Origin of the sequence: Pseudonocardia benzenivorans CB1190, from assembly GCF_000196675.2 — a bacterium.
In the GTDB taxonomy this organism is placed as follows: Bacteria; Actinomycetota; Actinomycetes; order Mycobacteriales; family Pseudonocardiaceae; genus Pseudonocardia; species Pseudonocardia benzenivorans.
Window position 1 is genome coordinate 3196845 of sequence record NC_015312.1, and the last position, 24228, is coordinate 3221072.

At 75.2% G+C, this 24228-nt stretch carries 16 protein-coding genes and 1 riboswitch; of the genes, 10 read left to right on the forward strand and 6 right to left on the reverse strand.

Annotation, left to right across the window (positions count from 1 at the left end):
- Complete coding sequence (locus PSED_RS15160; protein WP_013675131.1) at positions 1-5553, forward strand: histidine kinase; 5553 nt, start codon at positions 1-3, stop codon at positions 5551-5553.
- 30 nt (positions 5554-5583) lie between these two features.
- Here the strand turns inward: PSED_RS15160 and PSED_RS15165 are convergent, their stop codons facing one another.
- Positions 5584-6798 carry an acyltransferase gene (locus PSED_RS15165; protein WP_013675132.1) on the reverse strand — a complete coding sequence of 405 codons (1215 nt, stop codon included), beginning with the start codon at positions 6796-6798 and terminating at the stop codon, positions 5584-5586.
- Between the two features lie 271 nt (positions 6799-7069).
- On the opposite strand from PSED_RS15165, the gene PSED_RS15170 reads away from it, so the two are divergent.
- The 5 genes from PSED_RS15170 (at position 7070) to PSED_RS15190 (ending at position 11131) form a co-directional block, all read left to right on the forward strand.
- A complete protein-coding gene (locus PSED_RS15170; RefSeq protein ID WP_143770485.1) occupies positions 7070-8086 on the forward strand; it encodes a GAF domain-containing protein in 1017 nt (338 codons plus the stop codon).
- 185 nt (positions 8087-8271) lie between these two features.
- Entirely contained in the window at positions 8272-9303 is a 1032-nt protein-coding gene (locus tag PSED_RS15175) for an ABC transporter substrate-binding protein (RefSeq protein ID WP_013675134.1), read from the forward strand.
- The gene (locus PSED_RS15180; protein ID WP_013675135.1) at positions 9300-10142 is read left to right on the forward strand and encodes an ABC transporter permease; all 843 of its coding nucleotides are present in this window, start codon (positions 9300-9302) and stop codon (positions 10140-10142) included. Before PSED_RS15175 ends, PSED_RS15180 begins: the two co-directional genes overlap by 4 nt.
- A complete protein-coding gene (locus PSED_RS15185) occupies positions 10135-10905 on the forward strand; it encodes an ABC transporter ATP-binding protein (protein WP_013675136.1) in 771 nt (256 codons plus the stop codon). Before PSED_RS15180 ends, PSED_RS15185 begins: the two co-directional genes overlap by 8 nt.
- Before the next feature lie 4 nt (positions 10906-10909).
- Positions 10910-11131: a hypothetical protein gene (locus PSED_RS15190; RefSeq protein ID WP_013675137.1), complete on the forward strand. Its 222-nt coding sequence runs from the start codon at positions 10910-10912 to the stop codon at positions 11129-11131.
- A gap of 124 nt (positions 11132-11255) precedes the next feature.
- Here PSED_RS15190 and PSED_RS15195 read toward each other — a convergent pair whose 3' ends face one another.
- The gene (locus PSED_RS15195; RefSeq protein ID WP_013675138.1) at positions 11256-12158 is read right to left on the reverse strand and encodes an IniB N-terminal domain-containing protein; all 903 of its coding nucleotides are present in this window, start codon (positions 12156-12158) and stop codon (positions 11256-11258) included.
- 669 nt (positions 12159-12827) lie between these two features.
- Between PSED_RS15195 and PSED_RS15200 the strand changes: the two genes are divergently transcribed.
- The 3 genes from PSED_RS15200 to PSED_RS15210 are packed head-to-tail and all read left to right on the forward strand — an operon-like array spanning position 12828 to position 15543.
- Positions 12828-14045: a bifunctional cobalt-precorrin-7 (C(5))-methyltransferase/cobalt-precorrin-6B (C(15))-methyltransferase gene (locus PSED_RS15200; protein ID WP_013675139.1), complete on the forward strand. Its 1218-nt coding sequence runs from the start codon at positions 12828-12830 to the stop codon at positions 14043-14045.
- On the forward strand, positions 14042-14785 hold the full coding sequence (cobM, locus tag PSED_RS15205) for a precorrin-4 C(11)-methyltransferase (protein ID WP_013675140.1): 744 nt from the start codon (positions 14042-14044) through the stop codon (positions 14783-14785). The genes PSED_RS15200 and cobM overlap by 4 nt, the downstream gene beginning before the upstream one ends.
- 17 nt (positions 14786-14802) lie before the next feature.
- Positions 14803-15543, forward strand: coding sequence for a cobalt-precorrin-6A reductase (locus PSED_RS15210; RefSeq protein WP_041761295.1), 741 nt, complete (start codon positions 14803-14805; stop codon positions 15541-15543).
- 190 nt (positions 15544-15733) lie between these two features.
- Here PSED_RS15210 and PSED_RS15215 read toward each other — a convergent pair whose 3' ends face one another.
- Genes PSED_RS15215 through PSED_RS15225 form a run of 3 tightly spaced genes read right to left on the reverse strand, consistent with a single transcriptional unit; the run spans position 15734 to position 19115 of the window.
- Positions 15734-17287, reverse strand: a complete 1554-nt coding sequence (locus tag PSED_RS15215) for a precorrin-2 C(20)-methyltransferase (RefSeq protein WP_013675142.1) — start codon at positions 17285-17287, stop codon at positions 15734-15736.
- A 2-nt stretch (positions 17288-17289) separates the two neighbouring features.
- Positions 17290-17916 carry a precorrin-8X methylmutase gene (locus PSED_RS15220; protein WP_013675143.1) on the reverse strand — a complete coding sequence of 209 codons (627 nt, stop codon included), beginning with the start codon at positions 17914-17916 and terminating at the stop codon, positions 17290-17292.
- On the reverse strand, positions 17913-19115 hold the full coding sequence (locus PSED_RS15225; RefSeq protein WP_041761296.1) for a hypothetical protein: 1203 nt from the start codon (positions 19113-19115) through the stop codon (positions 17913-17915). The genes PSED_RS15220 and PSED_RS15225 overlap by 4 nt, the downstream gene beginning before the upstream one ends.
- Positions 19116-19228: 113 nt before the next feature.
- Positions 19229-19395, forward strand: a riboswitch (cobalamin riboswitch).
- A 35-nt stretch (positions 19396-19430) separates the two neighbouring features.
- Here PSED_RS15225 and cobN point away from each other — a divergent pair.
- The gene (gene cobN, locus PSED_RS15230; RefSeq protein WP_013675145.1) at positions 19431-23036 is read left to right on the forward strand and encodes a cobaltochelatase subunit CobN; all 3606 of its coding nucleotides are present in this window, start codon (positions 19431-19433) and stop codon (positions 23034-23036) included.
- 31 nt (positions 23037-23067) lie between these two features.
- Here cobN and PSED_RS15235 read toward each other — a convergent pair whose 3' ends face one another.
- Positions 23068-24126 (reverse strand): maleylacetate reductase, encoded by a 1059-nt coding sequence (locus tag PSED_RS15235; protein WP_013675146.1) that lies wholly within the window; start codon positions 24124-24126, stop codon positions 23068-23070.
- Positions 24127-24228: the final 102 nt, after the last annotated feature.

Genomic DNA, 24228 nt, shown 5'->3' on the forward strand with positions numbered 1-24228 from the left:
GTGGACGAGCGTGAGAACGACCCGACCCGTCCGGTCCGCGAGCACCACGCCGGGCACGAGCTCCACCCGTTCCGGATGACCGGCGGGACGTTGGGGCGCAACGTGCCCACCCGCCCTCCCGCCCACCTCGCCGCGTCCCGGAGCGAGCTGCTGACCGCCCCCGCCGCCCCGACGTGGGCGCCGCCGACGACGGTGCTGCCCACCGGCGTCGCCTGGACGACGCAGCCGCCCGTCCCGCCCGCCGCGCCGCAGCCGGCGCCACGGTCCCCCCGCGGACCGACGGCCCGGACGTGGCTGCTCGCCGGGTACTGGCTGCTGCTCGCGGCGTGCGCGCTGTTCTCGGTGGTGTGGCTCGTCGTCGGCGCGGTCGTCGGGTTCGCGGCGTCGTCGCCGGCGTTCGCGGCGTCGCTCACCGCGTCGGCCGCGAACGGCGGGACGTGGGCGCAGGGCATCCTCGGCGCCCTGGGGCACAGCGAGCCGGGTGCCCAGGCCCTTCTCGACTACGCGCTGAGCCTCGCGTCGATCCTGCTCGGTGTCGTGATGGCCGTGCGGCGTGGCCGCAGCTGGTCGGCGCGGCTGCTGGTGCTGGCGCTCGTCGGGTCGGCCGGTGCGTTCAACCTGCAGGCCCACGCCGCGGCGAGCGCCGTCGAGACCGCGACGGGGCTCGCCATCGGTGGCGTGCACCAGATCCTGCTGCACGGCGTGGCGTGCGCGGCCTACATCCTGGCGCTGCTGATCTTCCCGCCCGGGGCCGACGAGGCCTCCGCCGACGGTGCCGGGATCCGCAGGCCCGGTGCCGTCCCGGTCGTCGTCGCGACCGTGACCCTGCTGCTCGCCGGGTTCGGCACGGCCCTGCTGCCGCACACCGCGAGCTGTGTGTTGTTCTTCGGGTTCGCGGTGCCCGCGGCCGGCCTGCTCGCGCTGCCGCGGCGGGTCCGGCACAGCTCGACCGACGACCAGCGCACCCAGGCCCGGCTCCTGTTCAGCGTGCTGCTCGCGGCCGGGGCCATCGCGGTCGTGCTGGCCGGGGTCAGCCTGCTGGTGTGGGGGATCGGCTGGGGCGGCCTCGCCCTGATGGACCCGACGGCGGGCGGGTCCGGCGACCTGCCGCTCGCGCTGCTGTTCTGGTTCTCCCGGCTGGCCTGCGTCGCGATCGCGGGCGCCGTGCTCATCGCGCTGCGCACCGGCGGGCTGCAGAACGCCGAGCGCTGGTTCAGCCGCGGGCTCGTCGTCGCACTGGACACTGCGGTGATCGGCGGCGGGTACGTGCTGGTCCACACCGTCGTCGCGCTGCTGGTCGGCGGCCCGGGAGCGACGCTCTGGTCGGCCGTCGCCGCCTGCACGGTCGCGGCCGTCGCGTTCCTGCCGGTGCACGTCGCGGCCGAGCGGATCGTCGACCGCCTCCTCTACGGCACCCGGCCCACCCCGTACAGCGTGCTCGCCGGCATCGCCGCGCTGTCGCGCTCGACGGCCGCCGACGCCCCCGACCTCGCGCGCGTGGCCGAGGCCGTCGGCCGCGGACTCGGGGCGACGACGTGCCGGCTCACCGTCGTCCGGCCGGGGCTGCGCGACCGCACCTACTCGTGGGCCGAGCCCGGCGTGCACGTCGCCGACGACCTCACCGAGGTCGCCGTCCGGCACGGCGAGGAGCGCATCGGCACCATCGCCGTCGACCGGGCCGCCGTCGCCGGGCTCGGGGCGCAACGGCAGAGCCTGCTCACCGACATCGCCGACAGCCTCGGCGCCGTCCTGCAGGCCAGCCGCTACGGCATCGAGCTGGAACGGCAGCTTCGGGCCGCGCTGGCCCACGCGGGTGAGATCGCGGTGTCGCGGCGCGCGGCCGTCGCCGAGATGGACGGGGAGCGCCGCCGCATCGAGCGCGATCTGCACGACGGTGCCCAGCACCACCTGGTCTCGCTGCGGCTGAGCCTCGGGCTCGTCGAACACCTGGTGAAGGCGGGGAAGTTCGACCAGGCGCGCGAACGGCTCGACCAGGTCGTCGAGCAGATCCGCACCGCGGAGTCGATCCTCGCCGAGACCGCCACCGGGGTGGTGTCGCCGCTGCTGTCCGAGCACGGGCTCGTCGGCGGTCTCGCCACTGAGCTCGGGGGCGGCTCGCCGCCCGTCGCCGTCGAGGCGCCGGGGTTGGCGGGCGTGCGGTTCCCCGCCGACGTCGAGGCCGCGGTGTGGTTCTGCTGCCTCGAGGGCGTCAACAACGCGCGCAAGTACGCCGGTGGCGCGCCCGTCGTCGTGCGGCTCGCCGTGCAGGGCGGGTCGCTGCGGTTCCTGGTGCGCGACGAGGGGCCCGGGTTCGACCAGACCGCCGCGCAGGGCGGCGCCAACCGTGGCATGCGCAACCTCGTGGCCCGCATCTCCTCGGTCGGCGGGCGGATCGAGGTCCGGTCGCGGCCGGGGGAGGGCACGACGGTCGAGGGCTCCGTCCCGGTGCCGTCGCACCACGAGGAGACGATCCCGATCGATGCGGTGCAGGCCGCCGCGTGGCGTGCGGGAAGCGCGTCGTCGCCGCCCCGAACGGAGCCCCGGACGAGCCGGGTCGGCGGGGCCGCCGCCGGAGCGGCCGCGGCGGCGGGGGCCGTCGGCCGGGCCGCGACGCGCGGGGCCGACGCCGGGCCGTCCGGTACGGAGCGCGGTGGTGCGACCGCGCCCGTCGACCCGTCGGCTGCGGTGGGGTCCGGTGTCACGGGGTCCGGAGTGGCGGCCGGTCCGACGGATTCCGGTGTCGCCGGGTCTGGTGTCGCCGGAACCGCCGACGCCCCGGCCGCGGCTTCCGAACGGCCGTCCTCGGAGTCCGCCGAGCCCGCGACGGGGCCGCCCGCGGGCGAGCGCACCCGCGCCGGCGCCGGTGCCGGCCCGGCGCCGGCGGGCGGGATGTGGAGGTCACGGCCGCCCGAGGAGGAGCCGGCGGCCCTGACCGGCGGCGACCTCACGGGTGCCGCCGACGACCTGGAGTGGTTCGACCCGCGTGCCGTCGCCGCGGCGCCCCGGTCCGACACCACGACCGAGGATCCCGGGTTCGGCGCCGGGTTCGTCGACGGAGGACCGGCGCGTCGGCACGTCCGGGACGAGGCCCCGCAGGATCCGGAGGAGAGCGCAGCCTTCGTTGCGGGACAAGAGGTTTCGCCGGGCGGGCAGGTCCATCGCGTCGCCGGCGACGCCGCCCCCGAGGAGGCGCCCGACCCGGGCGGCGCACCCGACGCGCACGACGGTACCGCCGCCGAGGTCGAGAGCATCGACGACGGTACGGCGCCGGTGGCGCCCGTGATCGGCGACGCCGCGGTCGCCGAGACGGTGGCTGCCGAGCCCACGGCCGCCGCACCGGGCGTCGAGGAGCCCGCGGTCGCAGCCGGGCCGGGGGAGGGTCGGGCCGCGGTCGAGCCGGACGACGTCCGGGCCGGCGCCGCCGGGTCCGCGGTCGTCGCCGGGTCCGGGGACGCTCGGCCCTGGGATGAGCCGGTTGCCGCTGAGCCGGTTGCCGCTGGACCGGTCGCCGCCGAGCCCGGCCTCGCCGAGCAGGGTGCTGCCGAATCGGCGGTTCCCATCGCGTCCGGAGACGAGCCCGGCGTCGCAGAGCCCGGCGTCGCAGAGCCCGGCGTCGCAGAGCCCGGCCCGGCCGGGTCGTTCGCCAGCGAGTCGTTCGGTGCAGGGTCCGTGGTCCGGCCCGGCTCCGGGGACGAGTTCGCCCCCGTCGGGTCGGGCGCCGCGCAGGTTGCCGCTGAACAGGTTGCCGCTGAACAGGTTGCCGCTGAGCAGGTTGTTGCTGAGCAGGTTGTTGCTGAGCCCGACCTCGCCGAGCCGGTTGGCGTCGGGTCCGCGGTCCCGGCCACGCCCGGGGGCGAGCCCGGCGACCTCGCGGGCGGCGAGTTCGCGCCCGGCGGGTTCGGGGCGCAGGCGCCGGAGGGCGCGCCCGACACCGTCCGGGTCGCGCCCGACGCCGAGACGACCGGCCCGATCCCCGTCGTCACGGCGACGCCCGGGGAGGCCGACGCGTCGACCGCGACGGCGACGTCCCCGACCGGCATCCCGGCGGTCGGCGCCGTGGCCGCCGCCCCGCCGCATCCGACCACCCCGGCAGAACCGCCTGTGGCGCAACCGACCGGTGCGTTCCCCGCGGCTGCGCCGCACCCCCAGTCGTCCCCGTCCGGTCCCGCGCCGTCCGTTCAGGGCGCGGCGCCCGGGCTCGTCCGGGGCACCTCGGGTCCCGCCGGTGCCGGGACGCTGCGCGACCGCGTGCGCGGCGCGCTCGCCCTCGCCGCCGAGCTGTACCGCGAGACCCCGCACGCGACCCGGATCGTCGCCCTCTACGGCAGGCTCGACGAGCCGCTGCGGATCGCGTTCGCCGGTCCGGCAGGCGTCGGCACCTCGACGTTGGTCGAGGCCGTGCTCGGACACCCGGGCGCCCCGGCGCCGCCGCCGCCGACGCGCGCGCCGGTGTGGTGGCGACACGGCGCGCCGGCGGCGGTCGGCGTCCACACCGACGGCACGGGCGCTCCCTACGGCGGGCCGTGGCCACCCGACGCGGCGACCGCTGCGGCGCTGGACCGCATCGAGCTGCACGTGCCCCACCCGCTGCTCGGCTCCGCGACGATCCTCGACCTGCCGGGCGTCGACGCCCCCGACGGCCGGGGCGCCGGCCTGCTCGGTCCCGACGAACCGGTCGCGGACGCGCTCGTGCTGCTGCTGCGCCCGGACCACCCCGAGGACGCGGCGGCGTTCGCGATGCTGCACACCGGCGTCGTGCCGCACGCCCGGGCCAACGCGCTCGGTGTCCTCGCCCGAGCCGACGAGACCCCGGGCGGTCTCGACCCCGACACGGGCGCCCGGGTCGCCGCCGAGCTCGCGTCGCGCTCCGACGTCCGGCGGCTGGCGCGGACGGTGGTCCCCGTGTCGGGACTGCTCGCCCGGGCCGCGCCGACTCTGTCACCGGCGGACGTCGAGGCCCTCGCCAGGGGCGCGGCCGTCGACCCCGCGTTGGCCGCGCGGCTCGGACCGTCGGGGCTCGGTGCGGCCGCGGCCATGGCGCGGACGGCACCCGATCCGGCCTCGGTCGTCGCGGGTCTGTTGGCGCGCAGCGGCATCGACCGGTTCCGCGACCTCGTCGCGACGAGGTTCGTGAGCCGCTCGGACGTCCTGGTGGCGCGCTCGGTGCTGCAGCGGCTCGAGATCATGGTCCGGACGACCCCGCCGCCGGCGGGTGCGCGTCCGCTGCAGTACGAGCTCGAGCGCGTCCGTGCCGGGGCGCACGAGCTGGCCGAGACCGATCTGCTCGATCAGCTGCTCGCGGGCACCCTCGTCATGCCGCCGGCCGAGCTGCTCGCCGCCGAGCGCCTGCTCGGGATGAACGGCACCGCACCCGCGGCGCGCCTGGACCTCGACCCGGACGCCGACGACGCCGCGGTCGCCGCGGCCGCGGCGGACCGGCTGCAGTACTGGCAGCGCGCGGCGGCGCACCCGGCCTCGCCGCAGTCGGTGCGGGCCGTCGCGGCGGTACTGGTGCGCACCTGCGAGCGGCTGCTGGCGGTGTCGGCGCGCTGAGCGGGCGGGCGTTGTCGCACACACGGCCGCTCAGCCGGACGTGCCCCCGGCCGCCCGGGGCGTGCCGAGTGCGGGGCCCCGGTCGCCCGGGAGGGCCGCCCGCTCGCCGGGGGCGGCGACACCGGCTCGTTGCGCCGCGGGCGCCCGCCGCGCCGCGCGCTGCGGTTTGCCGGTGAGCGCGAGCCGCAGCGGGGTGCGCCGGACGAGCTCGACGAACGTCAATGCGGCGGCGATCGTGACGACGTACGTCACGACGGTCTCCCACGGCCGCTGCAGGTGCGCCGCGGGGGCGTCGGGGATCGTCGTCAGCACCCACAGGATCGCGGGGTGCACGAGGAAGACGCCGAACGAGCGGGTCGAGGCGGCCTCGACCAGGCGGGAGCCACGCCAGCGGTCGCGGCGGTCGGCCCACAACGTCCCGAGGCCCCAGACGGCGGCCATCACCGAGACCGTCCACGGGACGATGACCGGCTGGAAGACGTCGGCCGCGAACTGGGCCGTCGCGCCGCCGGTGATCGAGTGCCGGTACCACAGCTCGACGGCCGCGCAGGTGACGACGGGGGCCGCGAGGACGACGGGCAGATGCCGCCGGATCCAGGCGTCCACGGCCGGCAGGTGCATGCCGACGACCCCGCCGAAGACGACGAAGAACTGGTAGCTCAGCAGCGACGACATCGCGTAGGGCATGAGCGCGGTCTCGGCCGGTCCGGGCGCCGGGACGTGCAGCCACAGGTCGGTGACGACCTGCAGCGCCGCGCTCCCGAGCAGCAGCAGCCCGTGGTGGCCCCGGGTGGCCAGCAGCAGCTTCCGGAACAGCGGGAAGACCAGGTAGAACTGCAGCGACACGAGCAGGAAGTACAGGTGGTACCAGGCCGTCCCGGTGACGAGCGCGTGGCCGAGGCCCGCCAGCGCCTGCAGCGGCGGCGCCGGCGCCGTGACGAGCCCGAGGCCGGTGTAGATCACCGACCACACGACGTAGGGCACCCCGACGAGCAGGAAGCGTCGTCGCCAGAAGTGCACCGGCCGGGGCCGGTCGTCGCGGTAGCGGTGCATGAGCACGAACGCGGTCAGCGCGAAGAACGCCTCCCGGGTGAAGTGCAGCAGCACGACGAGACCGCCCGCACGGACGCTGTCCTGCGGCGTCGTCGTCGAGATCGTGTGCACCGCGATGACGCACGCGAAGGTGAAGACACGGACCAGGTCGACGGGGTACAGGTGTGGCGTACGCGCCGGGGCGGCGCTCACGATCGGGCCGCCGTGATGTGGGGTCCGCGAGCCGGTTGGGGAGAGCGATCGCAGCACAGGACCTGAGGGTGGTCTGCGAAGCTGTGTGCGAGCTGAGGACGCCGTGTGAACTCGCCAGCGCGAGGTGCGTCGGTCGTGGACGGTGCGGCCATCGGGCGAGCACACTACCCCGATCGGTATCGCGCCCATGGTCCGTGTCGGGGGCTGCGGTGACTGATGGTTGACTGCCGCGCACACGACGTGCCCGTGCGGCGCGGTCGGCGGAAGGACGGTGGCAGTGCTCGCGAACGACCCGGCGCTCGTCGGTCTGGCGCTCCAGGTGGCGCGGACGCCGGCAGCGCAGCTCGATGTCGGAGCGGTCGTCGCGGGGGTGTGCCGGGCCCTGCCGATGGCAGTGGGTGTCGCGGGCGCGGTCGTCGTGCTGCGGCATGCGCCTGACCCGCTCGCGGGCCCGGTGTTCGCGTCCGACGCGGCGGCGATGCGGCTGGGCGAGCTGCAGCACTCCCGGTCGGCGGGACCGGCGCACGAGGCGATCCGCACCGGCCGGGTCGTGGCGACGGCGGATCTCACCCGCGCGGACACCGTCGAGGTCGCGGCGGTCGCCGCCGAGACCGGTCTGGCCAGCGCGGTGACGGTGCCGCTGCTGCTCGACGGGCGTCCCGCCGGTGCGCTGCAGCTGCTCGGCACGGGGTACCGGCCGGTGCCCGCCGAGCTCGCCGAGACCGTGCGGCCCTTGGTCGAGGTGCTGTCCGCACGGCTGGCCGACGCCCGGTCGTTCCGCACCCTGACCGCCGCCGTCGCCCGCTCGACGGCCGCGCTGGAGGCCGGCCTGCCGCTGGCCCACGCGACGGGGATCCTCGCCGAGCGGTACCGCACGGACGTCGAGGAGGCCGGCCGGTTCCTGGCCGGTGCCGCGGTCCGGGCGGGGCTGACCGCCGAGGCGCACGCCGCCGCGGTGGTCGAGGGCGTCGGCCGCCGCGACGCGCAGTGGGCGGCCGCCCGCGGTGAGGGCGACCTGCCGGCGCAGCGCGACGACGGCGCGGGTGCCGCCCCCGACGCGCCCACGGGCCGCAGGCACCGCCGCGACGACGCGACCGGGCCGCTGAGCTGGATCACCGGTGACCTCCCGCTGCCACGGCACTCCCGGGCCCGCCGCTCCGGCGACGCCCGGCCGGCGGCGGGTGCGCCGCGGCACGGCCGGACGCGCCACGACGACGGGTCCTCCGGCGACGAGGGCCCCGGGGACCCGCCGGCGTCGCCGCGCCACCGGCGCGCCGACATCTCCTGACCCGGCCGCGCACCGCGCGGGGAGCGACCTGCGCCACTCGGCTGGTTGCCGCCACGGCGCGGCACGTATCGTGTCCACACCCCACGGGAGCACTCGCGTACCGAGGCTGAGAGGGCGGCAGGACCGGCCGTCGACCGTTATCACCTGACCCGGTTAGCACCGGCGTAGGGAGGAAGACGGTGCACATGCACGTCCGTACGGCTTCTCGCCGGGTACTCGCGGCTCTGGTCGCAGTACTCGCCTTCGCACTCGCCGGCTGCTCCGGCTCCGGCGCTCCCGCCGGGGCGACGACGATCCGCGTCGCGCTCGACTGGACCCCGAACACGAACCACACCGGCCTGTTCGTCGCCCAGCAGGAGGGTTGGTTCCGCGACGCGGGCCTCGACGTGCAGATCCTGCCCTACAACAGCACGTCGCCGGACACGCTGGTCGGGTCGGGCGCCGCCGAGTTCGGGATCGGCTTCCAGAACTCGTTCACCTTCTCCAAGGCCGCGGGCGCCGACATCGTCTCGGTGCTCGCGATCCTGCAGCACTGGGGATCCGACATCGCCGTCCGCGCCGACCGGACCGACATCACGTCGCCGAAGGACCTCGACGGCAAGGTCTACGGCGGGTTCGGCGACCCGGGCGAGGTCCCGAAGATGAGCGCCGTCATCAAGGACGCGGGCGGCAAGGGCACGTTCAGCACCGTCGTGCTCGGGACGTCGGCCTACGAGGCGCTCTACTCCGGGCAGGTCGACTTCACCGAGCCGTTCGTGGCCTGGGAGGGCATCGAGGCGCAGCTGCGCAACGAGCCGCTCAAGACCTTCGCCTACACCGACTACGGCTTTCCCGACGCCTACGGCGTGCTGCTGGAGGGCAACGCCGGCTGGCTCGCCGCGCATCCCGACGTCGCGACGAAGTTCGTGCAGGCGGTGCAGCGCGGTTACCAGCTCGCCGCCGACGACCCCGCGACCGCCGCGAAGCTGCTGATGGACGCCAACCCGGGCGCGTTCACCGACCCGGAGCTGGTGAACCGCAGCCAGCAGATGCTCGCGCAGCAGTTCATGAAGGACCCGTCGGGTCGCGTCGGCACCCAGACGCTCGCGCAGTGGTCCGGCTTCTCCGGGTTCCTCTTCGACTCCGGTGCCCTCGTCGACGCGGCGGGCAAGCCGCTGACCACCCGCCCCGACTTCGCGACGTGGTTCACCGACAAGTACCAGGCGACGTCGTCGTGAGCGTCCGGCTGAGCACACCGGCGGTACGCAGGCCCGCCGCGCCGGAGCCGCCGCGCGACGCGGCCACCCCGTCCCGTGGCCGGCTGCGCCGGGTGCTGCCGGCGCTGGTGGTCGTCGCGGTGCTGGTGGCCGCGTGGCAGTGGGCGGTCACGGCGTTCGCGGTGCGGCCGCAGGTGCTGCCGTCGCCGCTGCGCGTCGTCGAGCAGGGCTGGCTGTTCCGCGACGCGCTGTGGACCAACACCGTGCCGACGCTGCAGGTCACCGCGGTCGGGTTCGCGGTGTCGCTGGCCGTCGCGTGGGTGCTGGCCGTCGTCGTCGACTTCTCGCCGTGGCTGCGGCAGGCGCTGTTGCCGCTGCTGGTGGCCTCCCAGACCATCCCGATCATCGCGATCGCGCCGTTGCTGATCATCTGGTTCGGGTTCGGACTGCTGCCCAAGGTCGTCGTCATCGCGCTGGTGACGTTCTTCCCGGTCGCGATCGGGCTGATCGAGGGCTTCTCCTCGGTCGAGCGCGAGGCGACGAACCTGGTGCGCAGCATGGGCGCGGGCCGCTGGCGGGAGTTCCGCTACCTGCGGCTGCCCGCCGCGATGCCGTCGTTCTTCACGTCGCTGCGCATCGGCATCACCTACGCCGTGACGGGCGCGGTGTTCGCCGAGTACGTCGGCGCCCGGGCGGGGCTGGGCATCTTCATGAACCTGCAGAAGAACTCGTTCCGCACCGACCTCGTGCTCGCGGCGGTGATCATCACGGCGGTGATCAGCGTCGCGCTGTTCGGGCTCACCTACGCCGTCCAACGGCTGGTGATGCCGTGGTACGCGGCGGAGCGCCGCCGTGCGTGAGGTGCGGGTGCGCGACCTCGTCGTCCGGTTCGGCGACCGCGAGGTGCTCGACGGCGTCCGGCTCGACGCCCGGCCCGGTGAGCTCGTGTCGGTGATCGGCCCGAGCGGGTGCGGCAAGAGCACGTTGTTCAACGTGCTCGCCGGGCTCGTCGAACCCGCCGCGGGCAGCGTGCTGGTCGACGGCGCCCCCGCGTCGGGGTCGACGTTCGCCTACATGCCGCAGAAGGACCTGCTGTTCCCGTGGCGGACGGTCCTCGACAACGCGGCGCTCGGCCTGGAGGTCGGCGGGCTGGGCAAGCGGGCCGCGCGCGAGCGCGCCGCACCGCTGTTCGAGCCGTTCGGCCTGGCGGGTTTCGAGAACGCGCGGCCCTCGGAGCTCTCGGGTGGGATGCGCCAGCGGGCGGCACTGCTGCGCACCGTCGTGCAGGCCCGCGACGTCCTGCTGCTCGACGAGCCCTTCGGGGCCCTGGACTCGTTGACCCGCACCTCGATGCAGGAGTGGCTGGAGGTCATGCGGGCCCGCTACGGCTGGACGGTCCTGCTGATCACCCACGACATCCGCGAGGCGGTGTTCCTCTCCGACCGGGTCGTCGTGCTGGGTCCGCGGCCCGCGACGGTGCGCCGCGTCGTGGAGATCGACCTGCCCCGCCCGCGGGAGGTCCGGATGCTCGCGACGCCCACCGCCGCGGCGCTGGAGGCCGAGCTGCTGGCGGTGCTGCGCGAACCGGTGACGGCTCCGCCGTCGCGGGCGGCCATAGACTGACGGCGTGCAGGTCACCCGGGGCGCGCTCAAGCACGGCGTCCCCGAGCCCGACATCCGCGCCGTCGTCGCGACGCCGCTGCGCGTGGTGGCCCAGGGGGAGCGGACCCTCTACATCGGGGTGACCGACGCCCGCGACCTGCTGGAGGTCGTCGCCGAGCCCGACGGGACCGTCGTGCACGCGATGCGGTTGCGCCCCAAGCACTACGTGCATCTGCGCCCTGCCTGATCCCGCCGAGCCCGGCCCGTCGATGCCGAAGGCCCGGCCCCCGCGGGAGCGAGCCCGGCCCGTCGATGCCGAAGGCCCGGCCCCCGCGGGAGCGGGGCCGGGCCTTCGGGCTGGTGGCGGGAGATCAGGTGTGGAGGTGCACGTCGTGCAGGTGGTCGTGCGAGTCGGTCGTCGTGGTGTCGGTGTTGTGCGACGCCAGGTCCAGGTTGTTGTCCGACAGCAGGTGGTCGTGGCTGTCGGTGCTGTCGTGGCTGTCGGCCGTGTTGGTCGTGGTGTTGGTGGTCGTCGAGGTGTTGTGACCGGTGTCGGTGGTGTTGTGCCCCGTGTCGGTCGTGTTGTTGCTGTTGAGCTGGTTGGCCTGGCCGCCGTCGTTCGCGACCGAGCCCGACCCGAAGTTGGTCAGCGCGTCGTGGCTGTCGGTGTGGTCGCCGCCGGTGGCGGCGCCCGTGCCGGAGATCGCGCCGCCGTCGGACGCGGTCGCGCCGTGGTTGTTGACCGCGGAGCCGCCGGCGCCGAAGTTCACCGCGCTGTCGGTGTTGCCCTCGGCCACCTGGTTGCCGTTGCCGGCGACCGCGCCGTCGCCCGTGGCGATCTGGCCGTTGTTGTCGCCGCCGACGGCAGCGGAGTGGTCGCCCGTGGCGTTGACGTTCGTGACGTCGACCGGCGCGAAGACGTGGCCGCCGTGCGAGGCGTCGATGTCCTGGTGGACGGAGTTGTCGATGTAGGTCTCGCGGGCGTCGACCGACACGTAGTTGTTGGTGACGTAGTTGTTCAGGTACTTGACCGCGGCCTCGTGCGGAGTCTCGCCGTGCGCGTGGTGCACGGGCGGCGGCGGGGGCAGGTGGCCGTGGCCGCTGTGGTGCGACTCGTCGTCGCCGGCGAGCTGGATCGCGTCGTGGATGTCCTCGGCGCTGAGGTTGGTCAGGCCGCAGTTCTGCAGGAAGCCGGCGGGGTCGGCCTGGAAGGCGGCCTTCTCGGCCGGGTCGTTCAGCAGGCTCATCAGCAGGTCGAGAAGCGAGGTGGCCATCGTGTGCTCCGAATGTGTGGGTGGTGCGTGGTCGTGGACGTCGTTGCGGTGTCGCGTCCCGGTCCGTGTGTCCCGGTGTTGACGACAAAGCTATGGCCGGCGGCCGGGCCGGGGATCGGGGAACGGCCACAGTTCCCGGCGGCGTCGTTCGCCCGCTCCGGGAATGCGGCGAATAGGGGCTCGGGGAATTCGGAGGCCGCGTCGTGAATGCGGGGTCCGGGTGCGTGACATCGGACCGGAACTGCGCTAGAGGCGGCTGACCAGCCTGTTTGGTCCGCGGTGGGTAGTTCGCGCGATTCGCCCGCGCCGAGGTCTTTACCTTCGCATGAGTAAGTGCACCCTCAAGTTTGCTGTCCCTTTGCGTTGTCCCCGGAGATTCGTGGCTTTCGGGTGAGAAACGGCTCTGGCCGGTTTCGTCGTGATTCTGCCCCTTCTTCGGACAAGGGGGCAGAAATAGACGCGACAGAATCGGGTGGCAAGCACCTCAAGGTGATTCGGGGTGAGAATCGGGCAGACAGATGAATGGGGAACTGCTGACCAATCCTTTACCAGCGCCCCCGGCTCGGCTTCCGGGGGCGGGTGGCGGGCCTCACCACCACCCCCGGCCGGGGACGATTAGCGTTGCCGGGGCACGGGACGGCCAGGAGGACGGCAGCGGATGGACGGGCGATGGGCACCGACGGACGAGTGACGGTCGTCGGGATCGGTGCCGACGGGTGGGACGGGCTCGGTACGTCCGCCCGCGAGGCCGTCCAACGGGCCGAGGTGGTGCTCGGGGGCCCCCGCCAGCTCGCCCTGCTCCCCGACGACCCCCGGATCCCCCCACGACGCCCGTGGCCCACCCCCATGACCCCCGCGCTACCCGGCCTGTTCGACGAGCTGGCCGACCGCGCCGTGTGCGTACTGGCCAGCGGCGATCCCATGTTCTTCGGCATCGGCGCGACCCTGGCCCGGCTGCTGTCGCCCGAGCGGCTGCGGGTGCTGCCGGCGCCGTCGTCGGTCGCGTTGGCGTGTGCGCGACTCGGCTGGCCCGCCGAGGAGGTCGACGTCGTCAGCGTCGTCGGCAGGCCGCTGGCGCGGGTGCGCCGGGCGCTGGCCCCGGGCAGGCGGGTGATCGTGCTGTCCTCCGGTGCCGAGTCGCCCGGTGAGATCGCCGCCCTGCTCGACGCCGACGGCTGGGGGCCCAGCGCGATCGCGCTGCTCGAACAGCTCGGGGGCCCGGGGGAGCGGCTGCTCGCCGGGCTCGCGTCGGACTGGCCGCACCCGCCCGGCGACGCGCTCAACCTCGTCGCCGTGTCCTGCGAGCCCGGCCCCGACGCACGCGTCCTCGGTGAGGTGCCCGGTCTGCCCGACGAGGCCTACGACCACGACGGTCAGCTCACCAAGCGCGAGGTGCGCGCGGTCACCGTCGCGATGCTCGCCCCGCGGGCCGGTGAGCTGTTGTGGGACGTCGGCGCCGGTGCCGGCAGCATCGCCATCGAGTGGATGCGCGCCCACTCGGCGTGCCGCGCCGTGGCCGTCGAGTCGCACCTCGACCGCGTCGCCGCGATCTCCCGCAACGCCGACGCGCTCGGCGTCCCCGGCCTGCGGGTCGTCCCGGGCCGCGCGCCCGCGGCGCTGACCGACCTGCCCACCCCGGACGCGGTGTTCATCGGCGGCGGGGTCACCGGCGAGGGCGTGCTCGACGCCTGCCTGGACGCGCTGCGGCCCGGGGGCCGACTCGTCGCCAACGCCGTGACCGTCGAGGGCGAGGCGGTCCTCGCCGCCGCTCACGCCCGCCTCGGTGGCACCCTGACCCGGCTGTCGGTCGCCCGCGCGGGTGCGGTCGGCGGCTTCACCGGCTGGCGCCCGGCTATGCCGGTGACGATCTGGAGCGTGACACCGTGACCGTCCACTTCATCGGCGCCGGTCCCGGCGCCCCCGACCTGCTGACGCTGCGCGGGCGCGACCTCCTCGCCGCCTCCCCGGTGTGCCTGTATGCGGGCAGCCTCGTCCCGCCGGAGATGCTGGAGTTCTGCCCGCCGGGGGCCCGGCTGGTCGACACGGCGCTGCTGACGCTCACCGAGATCGTCGACGAGATGGCCCGCGCCCACTCCCACGGCCTCGACGTGGCGCGCCTGGCGTCGGGGGACCCGTCGGTGTTCTCGGCGATGGCCGAGCAGATGCGCCGGCTCGACGCGCTGGCCATCCCCTACGACGTCTGCCCGGGCGTCCCCGCCTACGCCGCGGCGGCGGCCGCGCTGCGCCGTGAGCTCACCGTGCCGACGGTCGCGCAGACGGTGACCCTCACCCGGATCGCGGCCCGCGCGACCGCGATGCCCGAGGGTGAGGGCCTCGGCGCGCTGACCCGGGCCGCCGGGACGGTCGTCGCGCACCTCGCGGTGCACCGCATCGAGGAGGTCGTGAAGGAGTTGCTCGACGCCTACGGCGGGGACTGCCCGGCCGCCGTCGTCGCGCACGCGAGCCGGGAGCACCAGGTCGTGCTGCGTGGGCGGCTCGACGGCATCGCCGCGGCCGTGCGCGAGGCGGGTATCGAGCGGACGGCGGTCGTCATCGTCGGGCCGGCGCTGGGTGCCGAGCAGTTCCCCGACTCGCACCTGTACTCCGACGGGCGGTGCCGGTCCTGAGGCCGATCCTGAGCACGGTGCTCCTCCTCGGCGGCACCGGCGAGGCCCGGCGGCTGGCCGGCGCCCTCGCCGGCACTCCCGGGCTGCGTGTGGTGTCCTCGCTCGCCGGGCGGGTGAAGGCGCCGTCGTTGCCGGCGGGCGAGGTGCGCATCGGCGGGTTCGGCGGGACGACCGGTCTCGTGCAGTGGCTGCGCGACAACCGGGTCGACGCCGTCGTCGACGCCACCCACCCCTTCGCGGCCCGCATCACCGCGCACGCCGTCCGGGCCTGCGCCGCAACCGGGACGCCGCTGCTCGTGCTGAGCCGGCCCGGCTGGACCGCCGGCCCCGGCGACCGCTGGCACTGGGTGCCCTCCCTCGACGCCGCCGCCCGGCTGCTGCCCGAGCTGGGCGGGCGGGTGTTCCTGACCACGGGCCGCCAGGACCTCGCGGTGTTCGCCGACCTGGACCTGTGGTTCCTCGTCCGCACCGTCGACCCGCCCGAGCCGCCCGTGCCGCGGCACGCGGAGGTGCTGCTCGCCCGCGGCCCGTTCACCGTCGACGGCGAGCGCGACCTGCTGGAACGGCATCGGATCGACGTCGTCGTCACCAAGGACAGCGGTGGGATCATGACGGCCGCGAAGCTGATCGCGGCGCGGGACGCCGGGATCCCCGTCGTCGTGCAGCGCCGCCCGCCGCTGCCGACGGGCCCGGGGGTGGAGCGGGCGGAGAGCGTCGAGGACGCCGTCACCTGGACCCAGAACCTCCTGCAGACCTGACACCCCCGCCCGGCCGCAACCCCACTGTCGTCCCGGCGCCCCGTGAGAACCGTGAGGTTGCGCGCCCCAGGTCGGCCGCAACCTCTCCGTCGTCCCGGCGCCCCCGGGGGACCGTGAGGTTGCGCCCGGTGGGTAGGGCGCAACCTCTCCGTCGCGGGAGCGCTGCCGGCGGACGCTGGGGTTGCGCGGGTCAGCGGCCGTAGTGGCGCGGGGTGAACACGGTCGTCCCGGCGCCGCGGTGCACGACCCGCGTCGCCGATGATCCGACGATCACCAGCGTCCGCATGTCGACGTCGGCGGGGTCGAGCGCCGCGAGCGTGGTCACGACGATCCGTTCGCCCGCCCCGCCGACGTCGCGCCCCAGCACGACGGGGGTGTCGGCGGCGCGGTGCTCCAGCAGGACGTCGCGGGCCGCGCCGAGCTGCCACGGGCGGGCCTTCGAGCGCGGGTTGTAGATCGCGATGACGAGGTCGGCGCGCGCCGCGGCGACCAGCCGCTCGGTGACGACCTCCCACGGCTTGAGCCGATCCGACAGCGAGATCAGCGCGTGGTCGTGCCCCAGGGGGGCCCCGACGGCGGCGGCGACGGCCTGCGCCGCCGACATCCCCGGCAGGACGCGGACGGGCACGTCGGAGTACTTCGGTCCGCTCGCGACCTCGAGCACCGCGGCGGCCATCGCGAACACCCCGGGATCCCCGGCGGACACGACGGCCACCCGCCGCCCCGCGGCGGCGAGGTCCAGGGCGAGGGCGGCCCGCTCCGCCTCGACGCGGTTGTCCGACGCGTGCCGGGTCTGCCGCGGGTTCGGCGCGACCCGGTCGAGGTAGGGGCCGTATCCGACGAGGTCGTCGGCCTCGGCGAGGGCGGCCGCGGTCTGCGGGGTGAGCCAGTCGCGCCCGGCGGGCCCGGTCCCGACGACGACGACCTCGCCGAACCCTGCGGGCTCCGCCGCGGGTTCGGTGGCCGCGACGACGGCGGGTTCGGCGGCCGCGACGACCTCTCCGGGCCGTCCCGGCGGCAGGCTCGACGCCACCCGGCCCGGGACCAGCGCGATCGAGAAGTACGGGACCTCGGCGGGGTCGACGTCGGCCAGGTCCGCGGTGCGCTGGCCGTCGGTCGTCGCGCGCTCGACGTAGAGTGCGTCGGCGAGCCGGCCCGCGTCGGCCAGGGCGCCGCGGACGTCGTCGAACGTCCGGCCGAGCTTCAGCACCGCGGCCGAGTCGGTGGCGGCGAGGCGGCGGGCCAGCTCGTCGCGGGGCAGCGTGCCGGGCAGGACGGTCAGCACCTCGTCGCGTTCCACGAGCGGCCGGCCCAGTGCTGCCGACGCCGCGCTCACCGACGTCACGCCCGGGACGACGACCGCGCGGAACCGCGGGGTGAGCCGCTTGTGCATGTGCATGTAGGAGCCGTAGAAGAGCGGATCGCCCTCGGCGAGCAGCACGACGTCGCGGCCCGCGTCCAGGTGCGCGGCCAGCCTCTCGGCCGCGGCGGCGTAGAACTCGTCGATGGCGCCCTGGTAGCCGCCCGGGTGGTCGGTGGTCTCCGTCGTCACGGGGTAGACCAGCGCCTCCTCGATCTGGTCGCCGCGCAGGTACGGCTCGGCGATGCGGCGCGCGATGGACCGGCCGTGTCGCGCCGCGTGGTAGGCGACGACCTCGGCGGCACCGATCAGCCGCGCGGCCTTCACCGTCACCAGCTCGGGATCGCCGGGTCCGACGCCCACCCCGTACAACGTGCCCGGCACACTCACTCCTGTTCGCTCGCGAGCGCGTTGAGCGCGGCCGCGGTGATCGCCGAGCCGCCGCGGCGCCCGTGCACCACGAGGTGCTCGACGTCGGTGCGCGCGGCCAGGGCCTGCTTCGACTCGGCCGCGCCGATGAAGCCGACGGGGATGCCGAGGACCGCCGCCGGCCGCGGCGCCCCGTCGTCGATCATGTCGAGCAGATGGAACAACGCCGTCGGCGCGTTCCCGATCGCGACGACGGCGCCGTCGAGGTGCGGGCGCCACAGCTCCAGCGCCGCCGCGGACCGGGTGTTGCCCAGCTCGCGGGCGAGCTGGGGGACGCGCTCATCGCGCAGGGTGCACAGCACGGCGTTGTCGCGGGGGAGCCGGGCCCGGGTGACCCCGGCCGCGACCATCATCGCGTCGCACAGGATCGGCGCGCCGGCGCGCAACGCGGCGCGAGCAGCGGCGACGACGCCCGGGGACGCCGCGATGTCATCGACGAGATCGACCTGCCCGCACGCGTGGATCATGCGCACCGCGACCGGTGCGACGTCGGCCGGCAGCCGGGAGAGGTCGGCCTCGGCGCGGATCGTCGCGAACGACTGCCGGTAGATCTCGGCGCCGTCGCGGATGTAGGTGCTGGTCATGCGGTCCTTCCGGAGATGCCGTGGGCGTAGCTGCCGTCGGCCTGCGCGACGAGTTCGACGTGGGTCCCGTGGGGGGCGCCGCAGCGGCGCTCGCAGCCGACGACATGGGTTCGACCCGTGGCCGAGGCGGAGGCGATCAACGTCCGGGCGTCGACGCGGACGTCGGCCAGCGACTTCGCACACCCCGGCGCGCCCGCGCACGCGCTGACCAGCGTGGCGGGGGAGCCGGCCTCGACGGCGAACCCGGCTGCGGCCAGGAGGTCGGCACCCTCGGCGGTGGGCAGCACGATCGTCCGCCACGGTGTGACCTGCACCTGCGGCGACAGCCGGGCGAGCAGCCGGAGGTCGTCGGCGGAGAGCTCGCCGAGCACCGGCGCGACGACCAGCGCCCGCGCACCGTCGTCGCGCAGCACCTCGCCGACCTCCGGCGAACGAACGGCACCGTCGCGCAACTCAGTGGCGTCACTGTGCCGTTCGTTCGCGTCGGGAAGCGGGCGAGCGGGAAGCGGGCGAGCGGGAAGCGCGCGGTCGGGAAGCCCGAGGGCGGCGGCGAGCCGGGCGGGGGCGTCGGGCACCTCGGCGGCGCGCCACTGCGCACTGCTGAGCGCGAGGAACGTCTCCGCCGCGCTGACCAGCACGTCCACGGCGTCGGCGAGTGCGACGGCCCCGACCGGCGTGCCGGCGACGAGCAGCACCCCGGTCGTCGACGTCCGGGCCTGCCAGCACAGATCGGGGGACTCGGCGGCGACGTCACCACGGCCGTCGTCGAGAGCGAACAGGAACCGCCCGGACAGGCCGGCGAGTGCGGGGGCGGCACAGATCGCGGCGTCCAGCCGCGCCGCGAGGCCACGGACGTCGGCGAGCCCGCCCGCGATGCCCGACAGCGGCGAGGCCAGGACGTTGCGCACCCGCTCGTGCGTCCGCGACGGCACCAGACCCGCGCCGACCAGCACGGACAGGGCGTCGGGGTCGTCGCGCCGCAGGGCGCGCAGCTGCAGGTTCCCGCGCGAGGTCAGGTGCGCCGCGCCGTCGCCGTGGTGCGCCGCGCAGTCGGCGACGGCGCGCGCCGCGGCCGCGGTGAGCACCCCGCCCGGCAGCCGGATCCGGGCGAGCGCGCCGTCGGCCGCGTCGTGCGGGGCGAGGACGCCGGGGCAGGCGTCGGCGCGCAGGCGCGGCGGGGGGACGGCGGACGGGGGCACGGCCGTCACTGTAAACACCGCATTGCGGGCGTGGCGGGAGCCGATCGTCACTCCCGGGCCGCCCGGCTTGACGCGCGAGTGCGACGTTGCGGACAGTGAGGCGGCACGAACGGACAACTTCATGGCGGGCGGGAGCGAGGAAGCCGGTGCGAGTCCGGCGCGGTCCCGCCACTGTCACCGGGGAGCGGACCCCACGCAGTCGGCCACGGGCGCGAGCCCGGAAGGCCGGGGCGAGCGCCGATCCGGGAGCCAGGACACTCACCTGCCCGCCGACACCCCCACCCGGGACGAGGATCCCGAGGAAGGCCACCGGCCATGCGCCCCCACTCCCGTCCCGGGATCCTGCTCCTCTCGACGTCGGACACCGACCTGCTCTCCGCCCGCGCCAGCGGGGCGCCCTACCGGCTCGCGAACCCCGCTCGCGTGCTGCTCGACGACCTGCCCGCGCTGCTCGACGGCGTCGCCGTCGTCGTCGTGCGGATCCTGGGCGGGCGCCGGTACTGGGAGGACGGCCTCGACGCGGTCCTGGCCTCGGGGCTGCCCGTCGTCGCGCTGGGCGGTGAGATGGCGCCCGACGCGGAGATGATGGAGCTGTCGACGGTGCCCGCGGGCGTCGCGGCGCAGGCCCACGCCTACCTCGCACAGGGTGGCACCGACAACCTGGCCGAGCTGGCCGCGTTCCTGTCCGACACCGTGCTGCTCACCGGCGAGGGCTTCGCGCCGCCGGCGGAGCTCCCGGCCTGGGGCGTGCTCGACCGGCCCGCCCCCGAGGGCGACGGCCCGACCGTCGCCGTCCTCTACTACCGCGCCCAGCAGCTCGCCGGGAACACCGGCTACGTCGAGGCCCTGTGCACCGCGATCGAGGACGCGGGCGGGCGGCCGCTGCCGGTCTACTGCGCGTCGCTGCGCCAGGCCCCGCCCGAGCTGCTGACGACGCTGCGCGCCGCCGACGCCATGGTCGTCACGGTCCTCGCCGCCGGCGGGACCAGGCCCGCGTCCGCGCAGGCCGGTGGCGACGACGAGGCGTGGGACGTGGCCGAGCTCGCCGCGCTCGACGTCCCGATCCTGCAGGGCCTGTGCCTGACCGGCGACCGGGCGTCGTGGGCCGGGTCCGACGACGGGATGACCCCGCTCGACGTCGCCACCCAGGTCGCGGTCCCCGAGTTCGACGGCCGGCTGATCACGGTGCCGTTCTCGTTCAAGGAGGTCGACGCGGACGGCCTCTCGGTCTACGTGCCCGACCCGGAGCGCGCGGCGCGCGTCGCCGGGATCGCCGTGCGGCACGCCCGGCTGCGCCGGATCCCCAACGCGGACAAGCGGATCGTCATGATGCTGTCGGCGTACCCGACCAAGCACGCCCGCATCGGCAACGCCGTCGGCCTCGACACCCCGGCGTCGACGGTCGCGCTGCTGCACGCCATGGCCGAGGCCGGCTACGACGTCGGTGACCTCCCCGGCGTGGCCGACGGCGACGGAGACGCCCTGATCCATGCGCTCATCGAGGCCGGCGGGCAGGACCCCGACTGGCTCACGGAGGAGCAGCTGGCCGGCAACCCGGTCCGCATCTCCGCGGACCGCTACCGCTCCTGGTTCACGCGGCTGCCGGACGAGCTGACCGACGGCGTCGAGAAGCACTGGGGGCCGGCGCCGGGCGAGCACTACGTCGACCGCTCCGCCGACCCGGACGGCGAGATCGTCGTCGCCGCGTTGCGGTCGGGCAACGTCGTGCTGATGGTGCAGCCGCCGCGCGGGTTCGGGGAGAACCCGGTCGCGATCTACCACGATCCCGACCTGCCGCCCTCGCACCACTACCTGGGCGCCTACCGCTGGCTCGCCGCCCCGCGCGAGGAGGACGGCTTCGGTGCCGACGCGATCGTGCACGTCGGCAAGCACGGGAACCTGGAGTGGTTGCCGGGCAAGACGTTGGGCATGTCCGCGGCCTGCGGGACCGACGCCGCGCTGGGCGACCTGCCGCTGGTCTACCCGTTCCTGGTCAACGACCCGGGCGAGGGCACGCAGGCCAAGCGCCGCGCCCACGCCACGCTGGTCGACCACCTCATCCCGCCGATGGCGCGCGCCGAGAGCTACGGCGACATCGCCCGGCTCGAGCAGCTGCTCGACGAGCACGCCAACATCGCAGCGCTCGACCCGGCGAAGCTGCCCGCGATCCGCCAGCAGATCTGGACGCTCATGCAGGCCGCCAAGCTCGACCACGACCTCGGGCTGTCCGAGCGCCCTGAGGAAGACCACTTCGACGACATGCTCCTGCACGTCGACGGCTGGTTGTGCGAGATCAAGGACGTCCAGATCCGCGACGGCCTGCACGTCCTCGGCACGGCCCCGACGGGTGCACAGCGGGTCGACCTGGTGCTGGCCATGTTGCGCGCCCGGCAGATGTGGGGCGGCGAGCACACCGTCCCCGGGCTCCGCGAGGCGCTGGGCCTGGTCGAGGACGGCTCGGAGACCAAGGCGCACACCGACGCGATCGAGGAGCTGGCCCACGCGCTGGTCGCCGACATGGAGGCGGCGGGCTGGGACCCGGCTGCGGTCACCGAGATCGCTCGGGCTCACGACGCCACGGCCGCTGAACCAGTGCTCCGCTTCGCCGCCACCGAGGTCGTGCCCCGGCTCGCCGGCACCGTCCACGAGATCGACCGCGTGCTGCACGCCCTGGCCGGCGGGTTCGTCCCGGCCGGGCCGTCGGGCTCGCCGCTGCGCGGCCTGGTCAACGTGCTCCCGACCGGTCGCAACTTCTACTCCGTCGACCCCAAGGCCGTCCCGTCGCGGCTGGCGTGGGAGACCGGGCAGGCGATGGCCGAGTCGCTCGTCGAGCGCTACCGCCGCGACCACGGCGACTGGCCGCGCTCGGTCGGGCTGTCGGTGTGGGGCACGTCGGCGATGCGCACCTCCGGCGACGACGTCGCCGAGGTGTTCGCCCTGCTCGGCGTGCGCCCGGTGTGGGACGAGATGTCGCGACGCGTCACGCACCTCGAACCGATCCCGCTCGACGAGCTCGGCCGCCCCCGCATCGACGTCACCGTCCGCATCTCCGGGTTCTTCCGCGACGCGTTCCCGCACGTCCTGGCCCTGCTCGACGACGCCGTCGCCCTCGTCGCGGGCCTCGACGAACCCGCCGAGCAGAACTTCGTCCGCGCTCACGTCGCCGCCGACACCGACCGGCACGGCGACGAGCGGCGCGCCCGTACCCGCGTCTTCGGCTCCAAGCCGGGCACGTACGGGGCGGGGCTGCTGCAGCTCGTCGAGTCCCGGGACTGGCGCGGCGACGCCGACCTCGCCGAGGTCTACACGACGTGGGGCGGCTACGCCTACGGCCGCGGCCTCGACGGTGTCCCCGCGCGCGAGGACATGGAGCACGCGTACCGGCGGATCGCGGTGGCGGCCAAGAACACCGACACCCGCGAGCACGACATCGCCGACTCCGACGACTACTACCAGTACCACGGCGGCATGGTCGCGACGGTCCGCGCGCTCACCGGCAGCGCGCCCGAGGCCTACATCGGCGACTCGACCCGGCCCGAGTCCGTCCGCACCCGCACGCTGTCGGAGGAGACGGCGCGGGTGTTCCGGGCGCGTGTGGTCAACCCGCGCTGGATCGCCGCGATGCGCCGCCACGGCTACAAGGGCGCCTTCGAGATGGCCGCGACCGTCGACTACCTCTTCGGCTACGACGCCACCACCGGTGTCGTCGACGACTGGATGTACGACCGGCTCACGGCCGAGTACGTCCTCGACCCCGAGAACCGGGCGTTCCTGTCGGAGTCGAACCCGTGGGCGTTGCACGGCATGGCCGAACGTCTCCTGGAGGCGGTGGAACGCGGCATGTGGGCGTCCCCGGACCCCGACACCCTCGCCGCTCTGCGCACCGCCTACCTGGAGAGCGAAGGCGACCTGGAGGAGTAGAGCCGGTGAGCGGCGATGGTCGCCACGGCGACTATCGCCACTCGCGACCCCGGTACGCGCGGTCGAGCAGCGCCCGGATCGTGTCGCGGGACGCCGGCACCGGGTTCGGGGTGTCCGCGACGTCGGCGGCGACGCCGTCGAGGGCCTCGTCGGTGGCACCGAGCGTCGCCAGGTCGTGGGGGAGCCCGATCCGCGCGGCCAGCTCCCACAGGGCACGGCCGGGATCGTCGCCCAGGTAGGGGCGCACCCGCGACACCATGTCGGGCACCGCCGGCGCGTTCAACGCGACGACGTAGGGCAGCACGACGGAGTGCGTGTCGGCGTGCACCAGGCCCAGCCGCCCACCGAGGGCGTGCGAGATGCGGTGCTGCAGACCTGTCCCGGTCGCGCCCAGCGCCGTCCCCGCGAGGAAGGCGCCGTACTGCAGACCGGCGCGGGCGTCGAGGTCCGCGGGGTTTCGCATGACGACGGGCAGCGACGTCGTGAGGATGCGGACGGCGTCGGCGGCGAGTGCCGCGATCAGCGGGTTCCCGGCCGACGCCCAGAGCGCGGCGAAGCAGTGCGCCATCGCGTTGAACGTGCTCGGACCCGTCACCGCGGCCGGGAGGCAGACCGTCAGCTCGGGGTCGTACAGCACCACGCGAGGCCGGACCCGCTCGTCGGATCCCGTGCGCTTGCGCTGCCCGCCGGTCGTCCCGTACACCGGGGTCAGCTCGGAGCCGGCGTAGGTCGTCGGGACGGCGACGATCGGGACCTCCAGCTCCAGCGCCACGGCCTTCGCCAGCCCGGTCGCCGAGCCGCCGCCGAGGCTCACGATCACGTCGACACCGGCGTCACGCGCCGCGGCCGTGGCGCGTTCTGCGATGTCGACGGGCACGTGCTGGGCGATCTCGTGCCAGGTCAGCGCGGCGCGGTCGCCGAGCGCGGCCGTCACGGTGTCCCCGCCGGGCGCGTGCCCGCTCATGATCACCATCGCGCGGGACGTGTCGAGCCGGGCGAGTTCCTCGCCGACCTCGGCGAGCCTGCCGGGCCCGAACACGATCCGGGTCGGCGCGAACTCGTGGTCGAAGGAACGGACGGGTGCGGTCATGGTCCGGCGATCGTCGCAGAAGCCGGCTGCGCGAGCGCGGACAGGCGCCGGTCGTCGAACGCGTGCCCGACCGGCTGTGGCCCTACCCGGCGGCCCGGCGCC

Coding starts and splice junctions, on each gene's coding strand:
- PSED_RS15235 (WP_013675146.1), bottom strand. CDS start 24,126: ATGACCGCACCCGTCCGTTCCTTCGACCACGAGTTCGCGCCGACCCGG.
- PSED_RS15195 (WP_013675138.1), bottom strand. CDS start 12,158: ATGGCCACCTCGCTTCTCGACCTGCTGATGAGCCTGCTGAACGACCCG.
- cobN (WP_013675145.1), top strand. CDS start 19,431: ATGCGCCCCCACTCCCGTCCCGGGATCCTGCTCCTCTCGACGTCGGAC.
- PSED_RS15200 (WP_013675139.1), top strand. CDS start 12,828: ATGGGCACCGACGGACGAGTGACGGTCGTCGGGATCGGTGCCGACGGG.
- PSED_RS15175 (WP_013675134.1), top strand. CDS start 8,272: ATGCACGTCCGTACGGCTTCTCGCCGGGTACTCGCGGCTCTGGTCGCA.
- PSED_RS15220 (WP_013675143.1), bottom strand. CDS start 17,916: ATGACCAGCACCTACATCCGCGACGGCGCCGAGATCTACCGGCAGTCG.